Below are 23,354 nucleotides of genomic sequence, written 5' to 3' on the forward strand. Positions count from 1 at the left end.
ATGTATACCCTATGAATTTCAAGTTGTAGCTAGGCGACCAACTCACTCATCCCCAGGCGCTTACTCTAGTAAGTAACTGGGGTGAGTTAGTGCAGGTAACAACGCTGCGGCTTGAAAGGCGACGGGTATATTAGGCCTGGTTTTGACGCCACCAGTCAGCCAGCAAAATGCCGGTCGCGACCGATACGTTCAGGCTTTCCACCTTGCCGGTACCGCCGATAGACACGTTCATGTCGCCCTGCTGCCAGGCACTGTCGCTCAGGCCGTCACGTTCCTGGCCGAGTACCAGTACCATTTTGGCCGGCAGTTTAGCCTGCGCCAACGGAGTCCCTTTGTGGCTCGAGGTGGTGACGATGGCGTAACCCGCCTTGCGGAAGGTATCCAGCACCGACAGGAAGTCATCGGCGTTAATTGCCTTGATGTGTTCCGCGCCGCCTTCGGCCGTACGCACCGCAGCACCTGATTCCAGCACCGCCGGATCCTGCAGCAACACGCCGTTCACGCCAAAGTGAGCGCAAGAACGCACGATAGCACCCAGGTTGTGCGGGTTGCCTACTTCTTCCAGCGCCAGCACGCAGTCTTTCGCCGGGGCTTCTTTCAGATAGGTTTGCGCATCCAGACCCTGACGCTTTTTAATCAGGAAGCAGACGCCGCCGTGGTGTTCGGTGCCGGAAGCTTTGGCCAGCTCTTCTTCATCCACCACGTGATAGGCTTTGCGGTTTGCCGCCATCCAGCGCAGTGCTTCACGAAAACGTGGCGTGACCGACTGTACGAACCAGGCGCGGACGATAGCGTCCGGACGGCTGGCAAACAGGGCCTGACAGGCGTTTTCACCGTAAACGCGGGTTTCTTCCGCACGCTGACGACGCAACTGCTCTGGATCGATAAAGCTCTTGCCGCTGATGCCGCCGTGATCAAACGCCGGCTCTTCTTCCGGGCCACGTGACACGGTTTTCCACGGCGAATCATAACCGCCACGGTCTTCATTGTGCGCTGGACGGCGAGGACGATCGCTTTCACTGCGGCGGGAATCAGAGCCAGAGCCACGGCGATCGTTATTACCGCGCGGCTTGTCCTGACCGGTACGGCCCGAAGAGCGCGCACCGTCTGCCGGACGGCCTTTGCCGGCCGGACGCTTATTCTTGTTACGGTCGTCGCTGTTGTTGTCGTCGTCACTGCGGACGTACATCACTTTAACTTTACCGTTCTTGCCACTAAATGAATCGTTCATTTTCTTCTCCACCAACGCGCAGGGCGCGAAGATTACCTGATGTTGGGGTGCTAAGCCACCTACTTGCGCTAAAAGCTAACAACTATCGTATTCATCGAACAAACCTCTTTGTCCATTGCCCTACTTTTAACGATAATAAGCAGCATTAAAGATACATATCCGCAACCCGAGTGCGGCATGTCGTGCATTCTCAGTATCCGAGGTCATCATGAATACAGTTTGTCCAGCTTGTAATGCCACCAACCGCGTGCCTGAAGAACGAGTGGCTGACGGCGCGAAATGCGGCCGTTGCGGCCATGCGCTCTTTGACGGCGAGGTGATCAACGCCACCGCCGCCACACTGGACTCGTTGTTGCAGGATGGCCTGCCAGTGGTGGTCGATTTTTGGGCGCCGTGGTGCGGCCCCTGCGTCAGTTTTGCCCCGATCTTTGAAGACGTCGCAGAAGAGCGCGCCGGCAAAGTTCGCTTCGTTAAAGTCAACACCGAGGCAGAACCCGAACTGAGCGCCCGTTTCCGCATCCGCAGCATTCCAACCATTATGCTGTTCCGCGAAGGGAAAATGGTCGACATGCTCAACGGTGCCATGCCGAAAACGCCGTTCGATAACTGGCTCAATGAACTAGTTTAACGCAGAAAGTCTATACCCGTCGCCTTTCAATAGGCGGTGTTGTCCATTGCCCGTGACACCGCCGTGACGCAATCCAGCCCGAACGCTCCCGTCGGGCTTTTTTCTGCGTTACAATAGCGGTTTTCCCCGAGATCTTTATGACCGACAACGCCGTCCTTCGCCTGCGCCAATTTCGCCTGGAACGCTCTACCCGCCCTTTTCTGGCGCGTGGCAACCGCGTACCGCGTTGTCAGGGCTGCCTGCTACCCCATAAAAACTGCCTGTGTGACAGTATCCGGCCACAGCCTGCCGCCAGCCGTTTTTGCCTGATCATGTTTGGTGCAGAACCGCTGAAACCGAGCAATACCGGCCGACTGATCGCCGATATTCTGCCGGAAACCCAGGCATTTCTTTGGTCACGCACCGAGGTTGACCCTGCCCTGCTGGCAGCGATTAACGATCCCGAACGCCAGCCTTACGTGGTGTTTCCCGCGTCCTATGCCGCCCCCGAGCGGCCGGTGTTCAGCGAATTGCCTGCCGGTGGCAAACCGCCGTTGTTTATTATGCTCGATGGCACCTGGACCGAGGCGAGCAAAATGTTCCGTAAAAGCCCGTACCTTAATCAGTTCCCGGTATTCTCACTCAACGTGACCGCCGCTTCGAATTACCAACTGCGCGAAGCCAGCCGCATCGAGCAACACTGCACGGCCGAAGTGGCAGCAGCGCTGTTGCAGCAAGCCGGTGACGTGACCGCCGCTAACGGGCTGGCCGAACATTTTCACTATTTCCGTCAACAGTATCTGGCCGGGAAACCTACCCGCCCGGAGGCACCGGTCACAGCAAAGCCGTCGCAAAACGCCTAGAATCAGGCGTAACGTTGCCTAAAGGAGTCGTGCATGAGCCAGCGAGGGTTAGAAGCGCTTTTACGTCCTAAATCGATTGCCGTTCTCGGCGCTTCACAACAGCCCGGCCGCGCCGGTAACCTGATGATGAGCAACCTGCTGGCCGGCGGTTTCAACGGGCCGGTGATGCCGGTCACACCGCGCTACAAGGCAGTGTGTGGCGTCATGGCCTACCCGGACGTCGCCAGCCTGCCCATCAGCCCCGATCTGGCGATACTTTGTACCCATGCGCAGCGCAACCTGGCATTGATTGAAGAGCTGGGCAAGCGCGGCTGCAAAACTGCCATTGTGCTCTCCTCCCCGCCGGAACAGTTCGCCGAGCTGAAAGCCTGTGCGCAGCGTTATTCGATGCGCCTGCTGGGGCCAAACAGCCTCGGCCTGCTGGCCCCCTGGCAAGGCATTAACGCCAGTTTCTCACCGGTCCCCATTCTCAAAGGCAAGCTGGCGTTTATTTCCCAGTCCGCCGCCGTGGCCAACACCATTCTCGACTGGGCGCAACAGCGTGAGGTTGGCTTTTCCTATTTTATCGCGCTGGGCGATAGCCTGGATATTGACGTCGACGACCTGCTGGACTTTCTGGCGCGCGACAGTAAAACCAGCGCCATTTTGCTGTATCTGGAAAACATCAGCGATGCACGGCGCTTTTTATCCGCCTCGCGCAGCGCCTCACGCAACAAACCGATTCTGGTGGTCAAAAGCGGCCGCAGCCAGCAGGCCCAACTGTTGCTTAACAGCCAACAGGGGCTGGATGCCGCCTATGATGCCGCTATCCAGCGCGCCGGTTTGTTGCGCGTGCAGGATACCCATGAGCTGTTCTCCGCAGTAGAGACCCTGAGCCATATGCACCCGCTGCGCGGCGAGCGGCTGATGATCGTCAGCAACGGTGCCGCACCGGCCGCTATGGCTCTGGACGAGCTGTTAGGCCGTAATGGCAAGCTGGCGCAGTTGGGCGACGAGATCCTGGCGCAGCTTGGCGAGGCTTTGCCCGAATTTATCCAAGCCGGCAACCCGATAGACCTGCGTGATGACGCGACACCGCAACGTTATCTGGCGGCGGTTAAAACGCTGCTCGACAGTCATGACTACGACGCCTTGCTGCTGATCCATGCCCCAAGCGCGGCGGCCCCGGGCACCATTACTGCCGAACGTATTATCGAAGCGGTACGTCAACACCCGCGTGGCAAACGCATTACGCTACTCACCAATTGGTGCGGTGAATATTCCTCGCAGGAAGCCCGACGGCTGTTTACCGAGGCCGGCATACCCACCTATCGCACCCCGGAAGGCGCGGTGACCGCGTTTATGCATATGGTGGAATACCGCCGTAATCAGAAACAGCTAAAAGAAACCCCGGCGCTCCCGGTCGGCCTGACCGCCAACACCGCCGATGCCCACCGATTAATTCAACAGGCGCTGGCCGAAGGCGCTACGCAGCTCGATACCCACGAGGTGCAATCGATTCTGCAGGCCTATGATCTGACCACGCTGCCAACCTGGATTGCCGAAGACAGCGCCGAAGCGGTGCATATCGCCGAGCAAATTGGCTACCCGGTAGCCCTGAAATTGCGTTCGCCGGATATCCCCCACAAGTCTGAAGTCCAGGGCGTTATGCTCTACTTGCGCACCGCGACCGAAGTGCAACGGGCAGCAGATGCGATCCTTGACCGGGTGAAACGCACCTATCCGCAGGCACGTATCCACGGCTTGCTGGTGCAGAGCATGGCCAACCGCGCCGGGGCACAAGAGCTGCGTATTGCGGTGGAACAAGATGCCATTTTTGGCCCATTGATCATGCTGGGCGAAGGGGGTATCGAATGGCGGCAGGAAAATCAGGTCGCGGTGGCACTGCCGCCGCTGAATATGGCGCTGGCGCGCTATCTGGTATTGCAGGCGGTAAAAGGAGGAAAAATCCGCGGGCGCAGTGCCCTGAGGCCGCTGGATATTCCCGGGCTGAGTCGCCTGTTGGTGCAAGTCTCCAATCTGATCCTCGACTGTCCGGAAATCACCCGGCTGGACATCCACCCGGTACTGGCCTCCGGCAGCGAGTTCACCCTGCTGGATGTTTCCATGCAGCTTGCCCCCTTTGTGGGTGACCCGCAGGCAAGGCTGGCGATCCGTCCTTATCCCCATGAGCTGGAAGAAACCATTGGGTTGAAAGACGGTTCGCAATGCCTGTTCCGGCCGATCCTGCCGGAAGATGAACCTGCGTTGAAACACTTTATCGATCGCGTGACCAAGGAAGATCTCTACTATCGCTACTTCAGTGAGATCAACGAGTTTACCCATGACGATTTGGCTAACATGACGCAGATCGACTACGATCGAGAAATGGCTTTTGTAGCAGTGCGTGATGAACAGATTATAGGCGTAACCCGCGCGCTATCCGACCCGGACAATACCGATGCAGAATTTGCCGTGCTGGTGCGTTCCGATCTGAAAGGACTCGGTCTGGGACGCCAACTGCTGGAAAAAATGATCGCCTATGCCCGAGCCCATGGGTTGACCCGTCTGACCGGTATCACCATGCCGAACAACCGTGGAATGATCGGACTGGCACAGCGGTTGGGTTTTGGCATTGATGTGCAGATCGAGGACGGTATCGTCAATTTGACCCTGCCGCTGCAGGCAGAGGAAGCGCAGTGACCTGTGTCGCAATGCGCTACGAATCCACCACTTAACGCCAAAACATACGCACAATCGAGGCAACTAGTGGTATTATCGCCCGATTATTCGATTTGTTGTTTTTCCGTATTTGGCGTTCAGGCCATCTAATCATGAGAGAAGAAGCGCACTGTGATGTTGTCAAAATTTAAACGTAGCAAACATCAACAACACCTTGCACAACTGCCCAAACTCCCTCAGACGGTAGCTGATGTACGTACTTTGTACACGCCGTCTGATTACCGTGCCACCCTGCTGGAATTAATCGCTAACGCCACCCAACGCATTTATCTGGTCGCTCTGTATCTGGAGCATGACGACGCCGGGCGCGATATTCTCAACGCACTTTATCAGGCGAAGCAGCGGTGTCCGGAGCTGGAGATTTGCATTTTGGTCGACTGGCATCGTGCCCAGCGTGGGCGCATCGGCGCCGCGGCCGCCAATACCAACGCCGACTGGTACTGCTCAATGGCAGACCAGCATCCGGGGCTGCCGGTGCCGATATACGGCGTGCCGGTCAACACCCGTGAAGCCTTGGGCGTGTTGCACCTGAAAGGTTTTGTTGTCGACGATACCGTGATTTACAGCGGTGCCAGTATCAATGACGTTTACCTGCATCAGCATGAAAAATACCGTTACGATCGCTACCAACTGATCGCTAACGGTGAATTGGCCAATACCCTGGTCGATTACATCAAACAGCATCTGCTGACCGCTGGCGCCGTACAACGTTTGGATCGTGACGATCGCCCGAAAAGCCCCGAGATCAAAAACGAAACTCGCCTGTTCCGCTTCGGCCTGCGTCGTGCCGGCTATCAGTTTAGCAACAACGCCAGCAACGATGAGCTGGCGGTAACACCGCTGGTTGGGCTGGGCAAACAAAGCATACTGAATAAAACCATTCACCACCTGATGTCCAGCGCCGATCAGAAACTGACGCTGTGCACCCCCTATTTCAACCTGCCGGCGCTGCTGGTGCGCAATATTATTTATCTGTTGCGCCAGGGCAAGCAGGTGGAAATCATTGTCGGTGATAAAACCGCTAATGACTTCTATATTCCGGAAGATCAGCCATTTAAAATTATCGGCGCTCTGCCTTACCTGTACGAAATCAACCTGCGACGCTTTCTCAGCCGTCTGCAGCGTTATATCGATACCGGTCAGCTGATTGTTCGCCTGTGGAAAGACGGCGATAACAGCTATCACCTGAAAGGCATGTGGGTGGATGACGAATGGCAGTTGATTACCGGTAATAACCTCAATCCACGCGCCTGGCGGTTGGATCTGGAAAATGCCATTCTGATCCACGATCCCAAGCAGGAAATGCGTGAGCAGCGGCATAAAGAGCTGGAATGCATCCGTACCCATACCACCGTGGTGGGACACTATCTGGAATTGCAAAGCATCCAGGAGTATCCGATCAAAGTGCGTAAGCTGATCCGCCGTCTACGCCGTATCCGTATCGACCGATTGATTAGCCGTATACTGTAAGCGCGCTATAATTCAGGTATCGCAGACCCCGGCCCATGCCGGGGTTTTTTATGAGCCATGACAACAGGATGTTTTCATTATGCGCCCACTCCGCTGTCTGTTTGTGCTGCCCTTTGTCCTGTTCACCAGCGGTTGCACCCATTGGGCAAATGACAGCTGGACCGGAAAAGACAAGGCGCAGCATTTTGTCTCTTCTGCTGCCTTTGCCGCCGCGGGTGCCGCTTATGGCGATCATCAAAACTGGAGTGAGGCTCGCAGCCGGAGCTTTGGCCTGATGTTTTCGATCGGGCTGGGTGCCGCCAAAGAGCTGTATGACAGTCGCGAAGGCGGCACCGGCTGGAGCTGGAAAGATTTTGCCTGGGATGTGGCGGGGGCGGCTACGGGGTATAGCCTGTACCACGCCACCCGTTGATTCACAGTTGGATCTCTTTTCCCTTGCGATGCAAGCGAAGTGAAACGATCAGCGCCAACAGACACATACCGGAAACGTACCAGAAGAAGGCATTCTCTATGCCATATGACTTCAGCGACAGAGCAACATATTCTGCAGACCCGCCAAACATCGCGTTAGCCACCGCATAAGACAGACCAACGCCTAGCGCCCGCACTTCCGGCGGGAACATTTCGGCTTTCAGCAACCCACTGATCGAAGTATAAAAACTGACAATAAACAGTGCCAGTACGATCAGACCGAATGCCGCATAGGGATTGCTGACATTTTTCAAGGTTAACAGAATAGGTACTGTGAGTAAGGTGGCGAAAGAGGCAAAGATCAGCATTGAGCTACGGCGACCAATCTTGTCCGATAGTGCCCCAACCAACGGTTGCAGCAGCATATAGATAAACAAGGCTGCAGTCATAATACCGCTGGCCAGCTTGGCATCCATCCCTGAGGTATTGACCAGATACTTTTGCATGTAGGTGGTAAAAGTATAAAAACTCAGCGAGCCACCGGCGGTAAACCCCAGCACCATCAGGAAGGCTTTGCGATTCTTCCACAGCCCTTTCAGCGAACCGGCATCCTTATGGTTACGGGTTTCGGCATCGGAAGTTTCATTCAGTGAACGGCGCAGATACAACGCCACTACGGCCAATACCGCTCCTATCGCGAAGGGAATACGCCAGCCCCAGGCTTTGAGCTCTTCCGTGGATAGGATTTGTTGTAGCGCCACCAAAACCAGCAACGCCAACAGTTGGCCGCCAATCAGCGTGACATATTGGAATGAGGCATAGAACCCGCGTCGCCCCTTTATGGCCACCTCACTCATATAGGTCGCACTGGTGCCATATTCACCGCCGACCGACAGCCCCTGGAACAGGCGTGCTACCAGCAGCAGCACCGGTGCCCAACTGCCGATCGACTCGTAGGTCGGTAAGCAAGCGATCACCAGCGATCCGGCGCACATCATACAGACCGAGATCAACATCGAGTTTTTACGGCCATGCTTGTCGGCAATATAACCGAACAACCAACCGCCAATTGGGCGCATAAAGAAACCGGCGGCAAACACACCGGCCGTTTGCAGCAGCTGGGTAGTGCTGTTGCCGGCGGGGAAAAACGAGGCGGCAAAGTAGATAGAACAGAAGGAATAGACGTAAAAATCAAACCACTCCACCAGATTCCCTGATGAGGCCCCAACAATCGCGAAAATACGTTTCTTTTTGTCCTGAACAGCCAGATCGGCGGTCCCTTCATCCTCAATGGCCGAGGTTGTTTCTGTCATTTTATATTCTCCGAGCCAGATAAACAGTGAAGTCGGCGTCCTGCCGTTTAAATGTGACTCAATTGTTAGTGTTTAGTTAACGATTAAAACAAATAGCGGGCGAAGAATATAGCGTGATTTATGTGATGCGCATTGAAGAGTGATATGAAAATTGGTGGGATAACGGTCATTTATTTATAGCAGGCAAAGCAAAAAGGCCATCCTTGCGGATGGCCTCTTGGCTTATTTGATGCCTGGCAGTGTCCTACTCTCGCATGGGGAGACCCCACACTACCATCGGCGCTACGGCGTTTCACTTCTGAGTTCGGCATGGGATCAGGTGGGACCACCGCGCTATTGCCGCCAGGCAAATTCTGTTTCATTCCGGCCGTTACCTCAGTAACCACCAGAACCAATCTCGGAACGCGCTGAAAATCTCTCAAATCAAAACACTTTTGGTGTTGTAAGGTTAAGTCTCACGGATCATTAGTACTGGTTAGCTCAATGCATCGCTGCACTTACACACCCAGCCTATCAACGTCTTAGTCTTAAACGTTCCTTCAGGGGAATCAAGTTCCCAGGGAAGACTCATCTCGAGGCAAGTTTCGCGCTTAGATGCTTTCAGCGCTTATCTTTTCCGCACTTAGCTACCGGGCAATGCCATTGGCATGACAACCCGAACACCAGTGGTGCGTTCACTCCGGTCCTCTCGTACTAGGAGCAACCCCTCTCAATCTTCCAACGCCCACGGCAGATAGGGACCGAACTGTCTCACGACGTTCTAAACCCAGCTCGCGTACCACTTTAAATGGCGAACAGCCATACCCTTGGGACCTACTTCAGCCCCAGGATGTGATGAGCCGACATCGAGGTGCCAAACACCGCCGTCGATATGAACTCTTGGGCGGTATCAGCCTGTTATCCCCGGAGTACCTTTTATCCGTTGAGCGATGGCCCTTCCATTCAGAACCACCGGATCACTAAGACCTACTTTCGTACCTGCTCGAGCCGTCACTCTCGCAGTCAAGCTAGCTTATGCCTTTGCACTAACCTCACGATGTCCGACCGTGATTAGCTAACCTTCGTGCTCCTCCGTTACTCTTTGGGAGGAGACCGCCCCAGTCAAACTACCCACCAGACACTGTCCTCACCCCGGATTACGGGGCCGAGTTAGAACATCAAACATTAAAGGGTGGTATTTCAAGGTTGGCTCCACGCAGACTGGCGTCCACGCTTCAAAGCCTCCCACCTATCCTACACATCAAGGCTCAATGTTCAGTGTCAAGCTATAGTAAAGGTTCACGGGGTCTTTCCGTCTTGCCGCGGGTACACTGCATCTTCACAGCGAGTTCAATTTCACTGAGTCTCGGGTGGAGACAGCCTGGCCATCATTACGCCATTCGTGCAGGTCGGAACTTACCCGACAAGGAATTTCGCTACCTTAGGACCGTTATAGTTACGGCCGCCGTTTACTGGGGCTTCGATCAAGAGCTTCGCCTTGCGGCTGACCCCATCAATTAACCTTCCAGCACCGGGCAGGCGTCACACCGTATACGTCCACTTTCGTGTTTGCACAGTGCTGTGTTTTTATTAAACAGTTGCAGCCAGCTGGTATCTGCGACTGGCTTCGGCTCCGAGAGCAAGTCTCTTCACCTACGCGCCAGCGTGCCTTCTCCCGAAGTTACGGCACCATTTTGCCTAGTTCCTTCACCCGAGTTCTCTCAAGCGCCTTGGTATTCTCTACCTGACCACCTGTGTCGGTTTGGGGTACGATTCTGTGTTACCTGATGCTTAGAGGCTTTTCCTGGAAGCTTGGCATCAACTACTTCTGCACCGTAGTGCATCGTCATCACGCCTCAGGGTTGAATAAGTCACCGGATTTACCAGGTCACTCCCCCTACACGCTTAAACCGGGACAACCGTCGCCCGGCTAGCCTAGCCTTCTCCGTCCCCCCTTCGCAGTAACACCGAGTACAGGAATATTAACCTGTTTCCCATCGACTACGCCTTTCGGCCTCGCCTTAGGGGTCGACTCACCCTGCCCCGATTAACGTTGGACAGGAACCCTTGGTCTTCCGGCGAGCGGGTTTTTCACCCGCTTTATCGTTACTTATGTCAGCATTCGCACTTCTGATACCTCCAGCAATCCTCACAGACCACCTTCAACGGCTTACAGAACGCTCCCCTACCCAACAACGCCTAAGCGTCGCTGCCGCAGCTTCGGTGCATGGTTTAGCCCCGTTACATCTTCCGCGCAGGCCGACTCGACCAGTGAGCTATTACGCTTTCTTTAAATGATGGCTGCTTCTAAGCCAACATCCTGGCTGTCTATGCCTTCCCACATCGTTTCCCACTTAACCATGACTTTGGGACCTTAGCTGGCGGTCTGGGTTGTTTCCCTCTTCACGACGGACGTTAGCACCCGCCGTGTGTCTCCCGTGATAACATTCTTCGGTATTCGGAGTTTGCATCGGTTTGGTAAGCCGGGATGGCCCCCTAGCCGAAACAGTGCTCTACCCCCGAAGATGAGTTCACGAGGCGCTACCTAAATAGCTTTCGGGGAGAACCAGCTATCTCCCGGTTTGATTGGCCTTTCACCCCCAGCCACAAGTCATCCGCTAATTTTTCAACATTAGTCGGTTCGGTCCTCCAGTTAGTGTTACCCAACCTTCAACCTGCCCATGGCTAGATCACCGGGTTTCGGGTCTATACCTTGCAACTATTCGCCCAGTTAAGACTCGGTTTCCCTACGGCTCCCCTATACGGTTAACCTTGCTACAAAATATAAGTCGCTGACCCATTATACAAAAGGTACGCAGTCACCCAACAAAGTAGGCTCCCACTGCTTGTACGTACACGGTTTCAGGTTCTATTTCACTCCCCTCGCCGGGGTTCTTTTCGCCTTTCCCTCACGGTACTGGTTCACTATCGGTCAGTCAGGAGTATTTAGCCTTGGAGGATGGTCCCCCCATATTCAGACAGGATGTCACGTGTCCCGCCCTACTCATCGAACTCACAATTAATGCATTTTAGTGTACGGGACTATCACCCTTTACTGTGCGACTTTCCAGACGCTTCCACTAACACAAGAACTGATTCAGGTTCTGGGCTCCTCCCCGTTCGCTCGCCGCTACTGGGGGAATCTCGGTTGATTTCTTTTCCTCGGGGTACTTAGATGTTTCAGTTCCCCCGGTTCGCCTCATACGACTATGTATTCATCGTATGATAGTGCAACGAATTGCACTGGGTTTCCCCATTCGGGTATCGCCGGTTATAACGGTTTATATCACCTTACCGACGCTTATCGCAGATTAACACGCCCTTCATCGCCTCTGACTGCCTAGGCATCCACCGTGTACGCTTAGTCACTTAACCTCACAACCCAAAAGTGTTTCCACAATTGCATTGCTACATTTGAGAGACTCTATGACAGGGTACTCCTTACTCCAATACTTCTACGGAGGAGTAAGTTTCAGCTGTCATGTTTCAATTTTCAGCTTGTTCCAGATTGTTAAAGAGCAAAATACTTCGCAGCATACTGTTGCCAGTACACTCTGAAGTATTGAAATACAGGACTATATGGTGGAGCTAAGCGGGATCGAACCGCTGACCTCCTGCGTGCAAGGCAGGCGCTCTCCCAGCTGAGCTATAGCCCCATACAGTCACGTGCAGTACCTTTTCCACTTCGAGAAGTGGTAGGCCTGAGTGGACTTGAACCACCGACCTCACCCTTATCAGGGGTGCGCTCTAACCACCTGAGCTACAAGCCTATAAAGGTATTTCTGCTCGTTACTTTTCTATCAGACAATCTGTGTGAGCACTTCACGCAATCAATATCATTAGGTAAGGAGGTGATCCAACCGCAGGTTCCCCTACGGTTACCTTGTTACGACTTCACCCCAGTCATGAATCACAAAGTGGTAAGCGCCCTCCCGAAGGTTAAGCTACCTACTTCTTTTGCAACCCACTCCCATGGTGTGACGGGCGGTGTGTACAAGGCCCGGGAACGTATTCACCGTAGCATTCTGATCTACGATTACTAGCGATTCCGACTTCACGGAGTCGAGTTGCAGACTCCGATCCGGACTACGACGTACTTTATGAGGTCCGCTGGCTCTCGCGAGTTCGCTTCTCTTTGTATACGCCATTGTAGCACGTGTGTAGCCCTACTCGTAAGGGCCATGATGACTTGACGTCATCCCCACCTTCCTCCGGTTTATCACCGGCAGTCTCCTTTGAGTTCCCACCATTACGTGCTGGCAACAAAGGATAAGGGTTGCGCTCGTTGCGGGACTTAACCCAACATTTCACAACACGAGCTGACGACAGCCATGCAGCACCTGTCTCAGAGTTCCCGAAGGCACTAAGCTATCTCTAGCGAATTCTCTGGATGTCAAGAGTAGGTAAGGTTCTTCGCGTTGCATCGAATTAAACCACATGCTCCACCGCTTGTGCGGGCCCCCGTCAATTCATTTGAGTTTTAACCTTGCGGCCGTACTCCCCAGGCGGTCGACTTAACGCGTTAGCTCCGGAAGCCACGCCTCAAGGGCACAACCTCCAAGTCGACATCGTTTACAGCGTGGACTACCAGGGTATCTAATCCTGTTTGCTCCCCACGCTTTCGCACCTGAGCGTCAGTCTTTGTCCAGGGGGCCGCCTTCGCCACCGGTATTCCTCCAGATCTCTACGCATTTCACCGCTACACCTGGAATTCTACCCCCCTCTACAAGACTCTAGCTTGCCAGTTTCAAATGCAGTTCCCACGTTAAGCGCGGGGATTTCACATCTGACTTAACAAACCGCCTGCGTGCGCTTTACGCCCAGTAATTCCGATTAACGCTTGCACCCTCCGTATTACCGCGGCTGCTGGCACGGAGTTAGCCGGTGCTTCTTCTGCGAGTAACGTCAATGCAATGTGCTATTAACACACTACCCTTCCTCCTCGCTGAAAGTGCTTTACAACCCGAAGGCCTTCTTCACACACGCGGCATGGCTGCATCAGGCTTGCGCCCATTGTGCAATATTCCCCACTGCTGCCTCCCGTAGGAGTCTGGACCGTGTCTCAGTTCCAGTGTGGCTGGTCATCCTCTCAGACCAGCTAGGGATCGTCGCCTAGGTGAGCCATTACCCCACCTACTAGCTAATCCCATCTGGGCACATCTGATGGCGTGAGGCCCGAAGGTCCCCCACTTTGGTCCGAAGACGTTATGCGGTATTAGCTACCGTTTCCAGTAGTTATCCCCCTCCATCAGGCAGTTTCCCAGACATTACTCACCCGTCCGCCGCTCGTCACCCAGAGAGCAAGCTCTCTTGTGCTACCGCTCGACTTGCATGTGTTAGGCCTGCCGCCAGCGTTCAATCTGAGCCATGATCAAACTCTTCAATTAAAAGCTTGATTTGCTTCAACTCGTGAAGCGATGCTCGAAAATAACTTTCGTAATAGTCATTCAGTTGGACAAGCCAACGAAACAACTTATTGCTTGGTCACTCTTCAAGACTTGATATTTTTTCGAACCCGAAGGTTCTGGATATCGTCTTGTGGAGTGCCCACACAGATTGTCTGATAAATTGTTAAAGAGCAGTGAGTTAGCCGCCGTAGCTTGCTATCTCGAGGTGGCGTATATTACGCTTTCCTCTTTCAGAGTCAACCCCTAATTTTCAGGATTTTTTCTCTTCGAACCCCGGAGACTCTGTGAAGTTGTTCACATGTTCCGTGTCGATGGAGGCGCATTATAGGGAGCTGGTTCAGAATGACAAGGGTTTATATTCACTTTTTATCTGACCGCTCACTATTCATGCATAACGTCTACTAAACCCGCTTTTTGATGGCTTCCGGCAGGTCTGCCAGGCTGTTTATCACCCAATCCGCCAGTTTCTCACCTTGCTCAGTGACAGGTTTGCCGGTACGCACCAGCACTTTAGTCCCGACGCCTGCCGCTATTGCTGCCTGCATATCTTCCGGTTTATCGCCAACCATATAAGAAGCAGCCATATCAATGTTCAATTCCTGCTGCGCCTGCAACAACATGCCCGGCTGAGGTTTACGGCAGTCGCACACCTGACGGAACTCTTCTACTACTGCATCAGGATGATGTGGACAGAAATAGATACCGTCCAGGTCAACATCGCGATCGGCCAGCGACCAGTCCATCCACTCGGTCAGGTACATAAATTGGTCTTCGCTGAACATGCCGCGCGCGATGCCGGACTGGTTGGTCACCAATACCAGAGCAAAGCCCATCTTTTTGAGTTCGCGACAGGCGTCAATCACGCCATCTATAAAGTGGAAATTATCGATTTCATGAACGTAGCCATGATCGACATTAATCGTGCCATCACGATCGAGGAAAATTGCTGGAACGCTTTGTGTCACCGGTTTGCTCCTGAGGGCCTGAAAACGCCGACAGTATCGCATGTTTTACCCGGCACTGAGAACGGCAGAGAACAGCGTTGATCGTTGACTTGGACGTCTAGACGCCTTAACATCTGACTCATACCTTGGTCCACGCCAGGGTTTACTTTTATCTAGCCACGGGCAACCACGCTAAAATAAGAAGAATATGATTAAACTTTCTAACATCACCAAAGTGTTCCAGCAGGGTTCGCGCACCATTACCGCGCTCTCTGACGTGACTCTTCACGTCCCTGCCGGGCAAATTTATGGCGTTATCGGTGCATCAGGCGCCGGTAAAAGTACCTTAATCCGCTGCGCCAACATGCTTGAGCGTCCTACCTCCGGCCAGGTACTGGTTGACGGACAGGATCTGACCTCGCTGTCTGAAGGCGAACTGACGCGCGCTCGCCGTCAGATCGGTATGATATTCCAGCACTTTAACCTGTTGTCTTCGCGCACGGTGTTTGGCAACGTTTCATTGCCGCTTGAGCTGGACAACACCCCACGCGCTGAAATCAAAAAACGCGTAACCGAATTGCTGGAACTGGTCGGACTGTCAGACAAGCATGACGCCTACCCGGCCAACCTGTCGGGCGGCCAGAAGCAACGCGTGGCGATTGCCCGTGCACTGGCAAGCCAACCCAAAGTCCTGCTGTGTGATGAAGCCACCAGCGCGCTGGACCCGGCCACCACCCGTTCAATTCTGGAACTGCTGAAAGACATTAACCGTCGTCTCGGCCTGACCATCCTGCTGATCACCCATGAAATGGATGTGGTGAAACGCATCTGCGATCAGGTTGCGGTTATCAGCCAGGGTCAATTGATTGAAAAAGACAGCGTCAGCGAAGTGTTCTCGCACCCGAAAACTCCGCTGGCCCAGCAGTTTATTCAAGCCACGCTGCATTTGGATATCCCGGACGACTACGCAAAACGCCTGGCACCGGAACGCAGTGGCGGCCGTCAGCCCCTTTTGCGTCTGGAGTTCACCGGCCAATCCGTTGATGCGCCGCTGCTGTCAGAAGCCGCCCGTCGTTTCAACGTTAACAACAACATTATCAGTGCGCAGATGGATTATGCCGGCGGCGTTAAATTCGGCGTAATGTTGGCAGAGCTGCATGGCAGTGATGAAGACGCACTGGCAACGATTAAGTTCCTGCAGGAAAATCAGGTAAAAGTAGAGGTTCTGGGTTATGTCTGAGGCAATGATGTGGTTAATGGCTCGTGGCGTGTGGGAAACCGTCATGATGACCTTTGTCTCCGGCTTTTTCGGTTTCGTACTCGGCCTGCCGGTTGGCGTGCTGCTGTATGTGACCCGCCCGGGGCAAATCGCCGCCAACAACACGCTATATAGAACGCTGTCCGGGCTGGTGAACGTTTTCCGTTCCATTCCGTTCATTATTCTGTTGGTGTGGATGATTCCATTTACTCGTTTGATCGTCGGTACCTCGATCGGTCTGCAGGCAGCTATCGTGCCGCTGACCGTGGGCGCTGCGCCGTTTATTGCCCGTATGGTGGAGAACGCCCTGCTGGAGATCCCCTCAGGTCTGGTGGAGGCAGCCCGCGCTATGGGGGCGACCCCGATGCAAATCATCAAGAAGGTGCTGCTGCCGGAAGCCCTGCCGGGCCTGGTTAACGCCGCCACTATCACCTTGATCACTTTGGTGGGGTATTCCGCCATGGGTGGCGCAGTCGGCGCCGGCGGTCTGGGACAGATTGGCTATCAGTACGGTTATATCGGTTATAACGCCACAGTAATGAATACCGTATTAGTATTACTGGTGGTGCTGGTCTATCTGATTCAGTTCTTCGGTGATCGGATCGTCAAGGCCGTCACCCATAAGTAGTTTTTACAGCAACTGCGCTCACACAGCGTATTTCAAATGCGAGTCTAATGAGGAAGGGATATGTCGTTAAAATTTAAATCCATCGCGGCAATCGGCGCACTGATCGGTACTCTGGCTCTGGCAGGCTGCGGTCAGGAAGAAAAAGATCCGAACCATATCAAAGTCGGCGTCATTGTCGGTGCTGAACAGCAGGTCGCTGAAATCGCGCAAAAAGTAGCAAAAGAGAAATACGGTCTGGACGTCGAACTGGTGACCTTCAATGACTACGTGCTGCCAAACGAAGCGCTGAGCAAAGGCGATATCGATCTGAACGCCTTCCAGCACAAACCTTACCTGGATCAGCAGATCAAGGATCGCGGCTACAAACTGGTGTCGGTCGGTAACTCCTTCGTTTACCCGATTGCCGGTTACTCCAAGAAAATCAAATCGCTGGACGAACTGAAAGACGGTTCTCAGGTTGCGCTGCCTAACGACCCAACCAATCTGGGCCGCTCCCTGCTGCTGCTGCAGAAGGTTAACCTGATCAAACTGAAAGACGGTGTTGGCCTGCTGCCGACCGTATTGGACGTGACTGAAAACCCGAAAAACCTGAAGCTGGTTGAACTGGAAGCACCACAGCTGCCACGCTCCCTGGACGACCAACAAATCGCTCTGGCGGTGATCAACACCACTTACGCCAGCCAGATTGGCCTGACGCCGGCAAAAGACGGCCTGTTTGTTGAAGATAAAGACTCACCGTACGTTAACCTGCTGGTTGCCCGCGAAGATAACAAAGACGCGGAAAACGTGAAGAAGTTCGTTCAGGCTTATCAGTCTGACGAAGTTAATGAAGCGGCCAACAAGATCTTTAACGGTGGCGCAGTTAAAGGCTGGTAATCATTAATTACCGAATTTATTCCTATAATTGCAAGACGGGCTGCGGCCCGTCGAGAGAGTTGGCATAGTTCTTTGCGGCTAAAAGTAATGATTTAGTCCTAATGAAAACAAAGAATTAGATCTTCTGAATTACCCCAAACATCCGAAAACCACGTTTTTCGGGTGTTTGTCTTATATCTAGACGGGCTACGGCCCGTCTTGTTATTTCCACCATAGATTGCTTCAATAGCGCCACTTAACTATTCCATCAAGGCAGAGGAATCTCAATGCGTGCTTTACCTCTCTGTTTGTTAGCGCTTGCGCTGGCAGGGTGTTCATCGCAGCGTTTCGCGCCCCCGTCCACAAGCAGCACCAGCAAACCGGCAGTAACCACTCCGACCAAACCCACGCCAGCAGCGCGTCCGGCACCGGTTAAACTGTACAAAAGTGCAGAAGAATTAGTGGGTAAACCATTCCGCGATCTGGGTGAAGTCTCTGGCGAATCCTGCCAGACAACCGTTCAGGACTCACCACCGAATCTGGCGACCGCTCGTAAGCGCATGCAAATCCGCGCCTCTTATATGAAGGCTAATGCCGTGCTGTTGCATGACTGCCAGATTGTCAGTGGTGTCGCCGGCTGTTACCAACAGGCCATTTGCCAGGGTTCAGCGCTTAACGTTTCGTCCAAATGACCGAATTTGTTTTCAACCAGATCGGTACCATCCGTTCACCGTATAAAGAAAAGTTCGCCGTCCCCCGCCAACCGGGGTTAGTCGAAGACGGTGGCGGTGAGTTGGTGCTGCTGCCGCCCTATAATCAGGCGGAAGCGGTACGCGGACTCAGTGAGTTCAGCCATCTGTGGGTGATGTTTATTTTCCATCAAACCATGGAAGGTGGCTGGCGGCCCACTGTCCGGCCTCCGCGCCTCGGCGGTAATGCCAGGATGGGGGTTTTTGCCACCCGCTCAACCTTCCGCCCCAATCCGCTCGGTATGTCGCTGATCGAATTAAAAGGCGTACGTGTGCAGGGCGGAGAAGTGGTGCTGGAGTTGGGCAGTCTCGATCTGGTTGACGGCACGCCGGTGGTGGATATCAAACCCTATCTGCCATTTGCCGAAAGCCAGCCGCAGGCCCGCGCCGGGTTTGCTCAGGCAGCGCCTGCCGGTGATATGCCGGTATGCTTTGCACCAGAAGCGGAACAACAGTTGCTGCAACATCAGCGGCGTTATCCGCACCTGCGGCGCTTTATCAGTCAGGTGCTGGCTCAGGATCCGCGTCCAGCCTACCGCAAGGGGCAAGCAGCAGAACGGGATTATGCCGTCTGGCTACTGGATTTCAACGTGCGCTGGCGAGTGGTGGGTCAACAAACCGAGGTGCTGTCTCTCGACCTGCGTTAAAATTCCACCATCTCTCTTTTGACAACCCGCTCGCACTGGTAAACTAAATCACTTTCGAAAATTTTGGCTGCCCTACTACTGGCAGCCGGTTGCAATTTGCAGTTCTAACGGAACCAAAACACCATGCGTACTAGCCAATATCTGCTCTCCACCCTGAAGGAGACACCTGCCGATGCCGAAGTGATCAGCCACCAGCTGATGCTGCGCGCCGGGATGATTCGCAAGCTGGCCTCCGGTCTTTATACCTGGCTGCCAACCGGCCTGCGCGTTCTGAAAAAGGTTGAAAACATCGTTCGCGAAGAAATGAACAATGCTAACGCGATCGAAGTTTGCATGCCGGTGGTACAGCCTGCCGATCTGTGGCAGGAAAGCGGCCGTTGGGAACAGTACGGCCCTGAGCTGCTGCGCTTTGTCGATCGCGGCGATCGTCCATTCGTGCTGGGTCCAACCCACGAAGAAGTGATCACCGACCTGATCCGTAACGAGATCAGCTCTTACAAGCAGCTGCCGCTGAACTTCTTCCAGATTCAGACCAAGTTCCGTGATGAAGTCCGCCCACGTTTCGGCGTCATGCGCTCGCGTGAATTCCTGATGAAGGATGCTTACTCGTTCCATACCTCGCAGGAATCGCTGCAGGCAACCTACGAAGCGATGTACGAAGCCTACAGCAAAATCTTCAGCCGCATGGGGCTGGACTTCCGTCCGGTACATGCCGATACCGGCTCGATCGGCGGTAGTGCATCACACGAGTTCCAGGTACTGGCCGACAGCGGTGAAGACGATATCGTGTTTTCCACCGGCTCCGACTTTGCCGCCAATATCGAACTGGCAGAAGCGGTTGCACCGGCTGAGCCGCGTGCGGCAGCCAGTGAAGAACTGCGCATTGTGGATACCCCGAACGCCAAGACCATTGCTGAACTGGTAGAACAATTCCAACTGCCGGTGACGAAAACCGTCAAGACGCTGCTGGTACGTGCTAAAGAAGAGAGCGGCCACAAGCTGGTTGCCCTGTTGGTGCGTGGCGATCACGAACTGAACGAAATCAAAGCCGAGAAGCTGCCGCAGGTTGCTGCTCCGTTGGTCTTTGCTACCGAAGAAGAGATCCGCGCTATCGTGGGTGCAGGCCCTGGTTCACTCGGCCCGGTCAATTTGCAGGTTCCCGTGGTTGCCGATCGCAGCGTCGCGGCGATGAGTGATTTTGGCGCCGGTGCCAACATCGACGGTAAACACTACTTCGGCATCAACTGGGAGCGCGATCTGCCGCTGCCACAGGTTGCCGATATCCGTAACGTCGTTGAAGGCGATGCCAGCCCGGACGGTAAAGGCACACTGCTGATCAAACGCGGTATCGAAGTGGGCCATATCTTCCAGCTCGGCACCAAATACTCGGAAGCGATGAAAGCCACCGTTCAAGGTGAAGATGGCCGTAATCAGGTGCTGACCATGGGTTGTTACGGTATCGGGGTCACCCGCGTGGTCGCTGCCGCTATCGAACAGAACCATGACGAACGCGGTATCATTTGGCCTGACGCTATCGCGCCATTCCAGGTGGCTATTCTGCCAATGAACATGCACAAATCCTTCCGTGTGCAGGCGCTGGCGGAGGAGTTGTACAACACTCTGCGTTCCCACGGTATCGACGTGATCCTCGACGACCGTAAAGAACGTCCGGGCGTGATGTTCGCGGATATGGAACTGATTGGCGTACCGCACTCTATCGTGATCGGCGACCGTAACCTCGACAGCGAAGAGATTGAGTACAAAAACCGCCGTGTCGGCGAGAAGCAAATGATTAAAACCGGCGAAGTCATTGATTTCTTGCTGGGGCAGATCAAGCGCTAATCCACTATCGCAGAAACTAAAAACCCGCCTAGGCGGGTTTTTTTGTAGCGGTTATTTGCTGTCGCAATTTTTACTGCGGTCGAAGGCTATTTTACCGTCCGGCACCAGCGCCTTCTCGGTTAACCCCTCTTCCATTGACGGCTGAACGCTAAAGTGGCCATTCAGCGTCAGGAACACCGGCTCGCCCGGCGTTTTGTTCGCCTTGGCATACCCCTGCTCCAGCGCGATTGTATTGTCGACCGGGAACGTTTTACCGGTGGCGCAATCTTTGAACACGGCCGCATCCGCCATGTAGGTGTAGCTGCCTTTCAGCGCCATCGGCGTTTTAGGCAAGGCTTTCTCTACCGGATCAAGGCGGTAATTCAACTGCGACTCAATCGGCATGCCGGTTTGATCCAGCATTTCCAAACTTTTACCCACCGGGCGGAAATAACGCTTATCACCACGGCTGTCGGTCAGCACCAGCTTATCGGCGGTACGCGCCCATTTACCGTAATCGGCAAAGGTTTGATCGCCGTCTTTGGTGCCGCGATAGGTTTCCTGCAGGACGAAAGTACCGTCTTTATCCAGGAATAATGCGGTATCCAGACCGCCGCAGTCAGCGCAAGGCAGCACGCCCTGATAACTTTGTTGCATCGCCTGAAGCGGTTGTTCTTTCGGCTGGAAGTGGTTATTACATCCCAGTAACGAAAGTGCCCCTGCCGCTAAAAACAGGGCCAGTGTTATTTTCTTCACAGTTATTCTCCTACTGTGTTCATGTGTCCTTAAGTGCGGATCTTGCCGCGCAGCGCTTTAGTCGCGCCTTTCCGTACCTTGCCTTCCAGACGACGTAATTTTGCCCCTTTGGTGGGCTTGGTCGCCCGGCGAGTTTTTTCTACCACCATCGCCTGCTGGATCAAAGTGACCAGTCTGGCCAACGCCGCCTCGCGGTTTAATTCCTGACTGCGATATTCCTGCGCTTTGATAATCACCACGCCATCGACGGTAATTAAATGATTATTCAGGGCCAGCAGCCTTTCCTTATAATACTCTGGCAGGCTGGATGCCCGGATGTCAAAGCGCAAATGGATAGCCGTTGAGGTTTTGTTCACGTGCTGGCCACCCGCGCCCTGCGCGCGGATCGCGGTCAATTCCACTTCGTTATCCGGTATGGCTACATTTCTTGACAGTTCAAGCACCGGTCACACCTGCGCCTGTTGCCACTCGGCAAACTGGATTTCCAGACTATTCTGAGCATCGGAAAGCCAGATAGTTCCCTCTTGCAGCGTGGCCTGCAGCGTCATATTGCGGCTGGCCAACGCCGCCAGTTTGGCTAATTGTTCATCATCCAGGAAACGGATGCTTAGATTTTTGTGGTTTGCCACCTTGCCTTGCATCGATTGCCACCACACGTGGCCGGCACGCTCGCCGTAAGCATACAGCACCACTCGCGGTGACTGGTTGCAGGCCTTCTTGATGCGTTTTTCATCCGGCAGGCCCATTTCAATCCACATTTCCAGCCCGTTATGATCGTTTCGCCGCCAGATTTCCGGCTCATCATCGGCGCTCAGGCCTTTGGTAAACACCAGACGCTCATCGGCATGACAGATCCAGGCCAGCAAACGCAGCATCATGCGCTGTTCAGTTTCGGAAGGATGCTGGGCCAGGGTAAGCGTGGCGTCGTGGTAGAAGTGACGATCCATATCAGCGATATTGACCGTGGCTTTATAAATAGTAGCTTTCAGCGCCATGGGTGACCTCATTATTATCAGGCGACAGTGTACTAGATTTGGCCCAACCGCGGCCAGCACGGCCGGGCAAAGCCCGGTGCGAAAGCCGCGCTGAGGTGCTAATAACTCCACAATAGCTGTGCTATAGTCGTCTAGGATAGAGTCAAGCTCCGAGTGCCTGCGCCTCATCGCTATAAGGCTTCGATGACGCAGAGGTTCTTAAGGGAGGAAACTGTGCAACAATACTGTGAGTTAGTACGCCGTTTTTACGCTGAGATCGGCAGTGGTGATCTCGGCTACGTGCCTGATGCGTTAGCATGTGTATTAAAGGCATTGGACGAAGTTGCTGCGAATAGCACGCTACCGTCCTCCGTTAGGGAACAGGCGGCCTTTGCCGCCGCTAACTTATTGGTGAGCGACTATGTTGATGAATGATGAGTACCAATCCATCAATTGCGATGACTATGAAAGCCTGGAACTCGCCTGTCAGCATAACTACATTCTGAAGCTGGAGTTACGCGACGGAGAAAAATTCGAAGGCAAAGCCACCGAGCTGAAGTTTACCAAGGGCGTTGAGTACCTGATTATCGATCGGGCCGGCGACGCTCTCAGCTTGCGTCTGGATCACATCCTCAGTTTCAGTCATCCGGAAATCGGTACCGTGGTCGTCAGCCTGTCTGATTGATTTAGCGGTAACGCCATCCCAACAGGGCAGCCCA

At 54.0% G+C, this 23,354-nt stretch carries 19 protein-coding genes, 2 tRNA genes and 3 rRNA genes; 13 read left to right on the forward strand and 11 right to left on the reverse strand.

Translation table 11 applies throughout. The features are described from left to right. Positions 1–130: 130 nt before the first annotated feature. Entirely contained in the window at positions 131–1,231 is a 1,101-nt protein-coding gene (locus ACNT1W_RS21165; RefSeq protein ID WP_012146451.1) for a tRNA/rRNA methyltransferase, read from the reverse strand. A gap of 208 nt (positions 1,232–1,439) precedes the next feature. Here ACNT1W_RS21165 and trxC point away from each other — a divergent pair, with 208 nt between their 5' ends. From trxC to ACNT1W_RS21190, 5 genes are all read left to right on the forward strand, one after another. Continuing rightward, positions 1,440–1,859 (forward strand): thioredoxin TrxC, encoded by a 420-nt coding sequence (trxC, locus tag ACNT1W_RS21170; protein WP_012146452.1) that lies wholly within the window; start codon positions 1,440–1,442, stop codon positions 1,857–1,859. 137 nt (positions 1,860–1,996) lie between these two features. Then, positions 1,997–2,701: a tRNA-uridine aminocarboxypropyltransferase gene (locus tag ACNT1W_RS21175; protein WP_261278040.1), complete on the forward strand. Its 705-nt coding sequence runs from the start codon at positions 1,997–1,999 to the stop codon at positions 2,699–2,701. 33 nt (positions 2,702–2,734) lie between these two features. Beyond that, the gene (locus ACNT1W_RS21180; protein WP_012146454.1) at positions 2,735–5,383 is read left to right on the forward strand and encodes a bifunctional acetate--CoA ligase family protein/GNAT family N-acetyltransferase; all 2,649 of its coding nucleotides are present in this window, start codon (positions 2,735–2,737) and stop codon (positions 5,381–5,383) included. 153 nt (positions 5,384–5,536) lie between these two features. Beyond that, positions 5,537–6,892 carry a CDP-diacylglycerol--serine O-phosphatidyltransferase gene (pssA, locus tag ACNT1W_RS21185; RefSeq protein WP_165366774.1) on the forward strand — a complete coding sequence of 452 codons (1,356 nt, stop codon included), beginning with the start codon at positions 5,537–5,539 and terminating at the stop codon, positions 6,890–6,892. A gap of 79 nt (positions 6,893–6,971) precedes the next feature. Then, positions 6,972–7,304, forward strand: a complete 333-nt coding sequence (locus tag ACNT1W_RS21190; protein ID WP_012146456.1) for a YfiM family lipoprotein — start codon at positions 6,972–6,974, stop codon at positions 7,302–7,304. A 1-nt stretch (position 7,305) separates the two neighbouring features. On the opposite strand, the gene ACNT1W_RS21195 is transcribed toward ACNT1W_RS21190, so the two are convergent. The 7 genes from ACNT1W_RS21195 to gmhB form a co-directional block, all read right to left on the reverse strand. Beyond that, a complete protein-coding gene (locus ACNT1W_RS21195; protein ID WP_012146457.1) occupies positions 7,306–8,616 on the reverse strand; it encodes an MFS transporter in 1,311 nt (436 codons plus the stop codon). 231 nt (positions 8,617–8,847) lie between these two features. Continuing rightward, positions 8,848–8,963: ribosomal RNA gene (rrf, locus tag ACNT1W_RS21200) — 5S ribosomal RNA — on the reverse strand. A gap of 97 nt (positions 8,964–9,060) precedes the next feature. Continuing rightward, positions 9,061–11,970, reverse strand: a 23S ribosomal RNA gene (locus tag ACNT1W_RS21205). 205 nt (positions 11,971–12,175) lie between these two features. Continuing rightward, a tRNA-Ala gene (locus ACNT1W_RS21210) sits at positions 12,176–12,251 on the reverse strand. Between the two features lie 37 nt (positions 12,252–12,288). Beyond that, positions 12,289–12,365 (reverse strand) — tRNA-Ile (locus tag ACNT1W_RS21215). Between the two features lie 74 nt (positions 12,366–12,439). After that, positions 12,440–13,982 (reverse strand): 16S ribosomal RNA (locus ACNT1W_RS21220). The 16S, 23S and 5S rRNA genes sit together here with 2 tRNA genes alongside, the layout of an rRNA operon. Before the next feature lie 422 nt (positions 13,983–14,404). Then, entirely contained in the window at positions 14,405–14,968 is a 564-nt protein-coding gene (gmhB, locus tag ACNT1W_RS21225; RefSeq protein WP_017893778.1) for a D-glycero-beta-D-manno-heptose 1,7-bisphosphate 7-phosphatase, read from the reverse strand. 187 nt (positions 14,969–15,155) lie between these two features. On the opposite strand from gmhB, the gene metN reads away from it, so the two are divergent. The 6 genes from metN (at position 15,156) to proS (ending at position 20,926) form a co-directional block, all read left to right on the forward strand. After that, positions 15,156–16,187 (forward strand): methionine ABC transporter ATP-binding protein MetN, encoded by a 1,032-nt coding sequence (metN, locus tag ACNT1W_RS21230; RefSeq protein WP_012146459.1) that lies wholly within the window; start codon positions 15,156–15,158, stop codon positions 16,185–16,187. Next, positions 16,180–16,833 (forward strand): methionine ABC transporter permease MetI, encoded by a 654-nt coding sequence (locus ACNT1W_RS21235; protein WP_012146460.1) that lies wholly within the window; start codon positions 16,180–16,182, stop codon positions 16,831–16,833. The genes metN and ACNT1W_RS21235 overlap by 8 nt, the downstream gene beginning before the upstream one ends. A 60-nt stretch (positions 16,834–16,893) precedes the next feature. After that, positions 16,894–17,709 (forward strand): MetQ/NlpA family lipoprotein, encoded by an 816-nt coding sequence (locus tag ACNT1W_RS21240; protein ID WP_004952177.1) that lies wholly within the window; start codon positions 16,894–16,896, stop codon positions 17,707–17,709. 266 nt (positions 17,710–17,975) lie between these two features. Then, entirely contained in the window at positions 17,976–18,380 is a 405-nt protein-coding gene (rcsF, locus tag ACNT1W_RS21245) for an Rcs stress response system protein RcsF (protein ID WP_012146461.1), read from the forward strand. After that, the gene (gene tsaA / locus ACNT1W_RS21250; protein WP_115183944.1) at positions 18,377–19,084 is read left to right on the forward strand and encodes a tRNA (N6-threonylcarbamoyladenosine(37)-N6)-methyltransferase TrmO; all 708 of its coding nucleotides are present in this window, start codon (positions 18,377–18,379) and stop codon (positions 19,082–19,084) included. The genes rcsF and tsaA overlap by 4 nt, the downstream gene beginning before the upstream one ends. Before the next feature lie 123 nt (positions 19,085–19,207). Then, positions 19,208–20,926 (forward strand): proline--tRNA ligase, encoded by a 1,719-nt coding sequence (gene proS, locus ACNT1W_RS21255; RefSeq protein ID WP_012146463.1) that lies wholly within the window; start codon positions 19,208–19,210, stop codon positions 20,924–20,926. A 51-nt stretch (positions 20,927–20,977) separates the two neighbouring features. On the opposite strand, the gene nlpE is transcribed toward proS, so the two are convergent. Genes nlpE through ACNT1W_RS21270 form a run of 3 tightly spaced genes read right to left on the reverse strand, consistent with a single transcriptional unit; the run spans position 20,978 to position 22,656 of the window. Then, on the reverse strand, positions 20,978–21,661 hold the full coding sequence (gene nlpE, locus ACNT1W_RS21260; protein WP_419246113.1) for an envelope stress response activation lipoprotein NlpE: 684 nt from the start codon (positions 21,659–21,661) through the stop codon (positions 20,978–20,980). Between the two features lie 29 nt (positions 21,662–21,690). Beyond that, complete coding sequence (gene arfB / locus ACNT1W_RS21265; RefSeq protein ID WP_419246114.1) at positions 21,691–22,104, reverse strand: alternative ribosome rescue aminoacyl-tRNA hydrolase ArfB; 414 nt, start codon at positions 22,102–22,104, stop codon at positions 21,691–21,693. A 3-nt stretch (positions 22,105–22,107) separates the two neighbouring features. Beyond that, positions 22,108–22,656: a YaeQ family protein gene (locus tag ACNT1W_RS21270; RefSeq protein ID WP_012146466.1), complete on the reverse strand. Its 549-nt coding sequence runs from the start codon at positions 22,654–22,656 to the stop codon at positions 22,108–22,110. A 213-nt stretch (positions 22,657–22,869) separates the two neighbouring features. Between ACNT1W_RS21270 and ACNT1W_RS21275 the strand changes: the two genes are divergently transcribed. Together ACNT1W_RS21275 and rof are read left to right on the forward strand one after the other, a co-directional pair. Next, on the forward strand, positions 22,870–23,070 hold the full coding sequence (locus tag ACNT1W_RS21275) for a YaeP family protein (protein WP_012146467.1): 201 nt from the start codon (positions 22,870–22,872) through the stop codon (positions 23,068–23,070). Continuing rightward, positions 23,063–23,320 (forward strand): Rho-binding antiterminator, encoded by a 258-nt coding sequence (gene rof / locus ACNT1W_RS21280; protein WP_368040125.1) that lies wholly within the window; start codon positions 23,063–23,065, stop codon positions 23,318–23,320. Before ACNT1W_RS21275 ends, rof begins: the two co-directional genes overlap by 8 nt. Positions 23,321–23,354: the final 34 nt, after the last annotated feature.

Origin of the sequence: Serratia sp. NFX21 (assembly GCF_048517035.1) — a bacterium.
Taxonomy (GTDB): domain Bacteria; phylum Pseudomonadota; class Gammaproteobacteria; order Enterobacterales; family Enterobacteriaceae; genus Serratia; species Serratia quinivorans.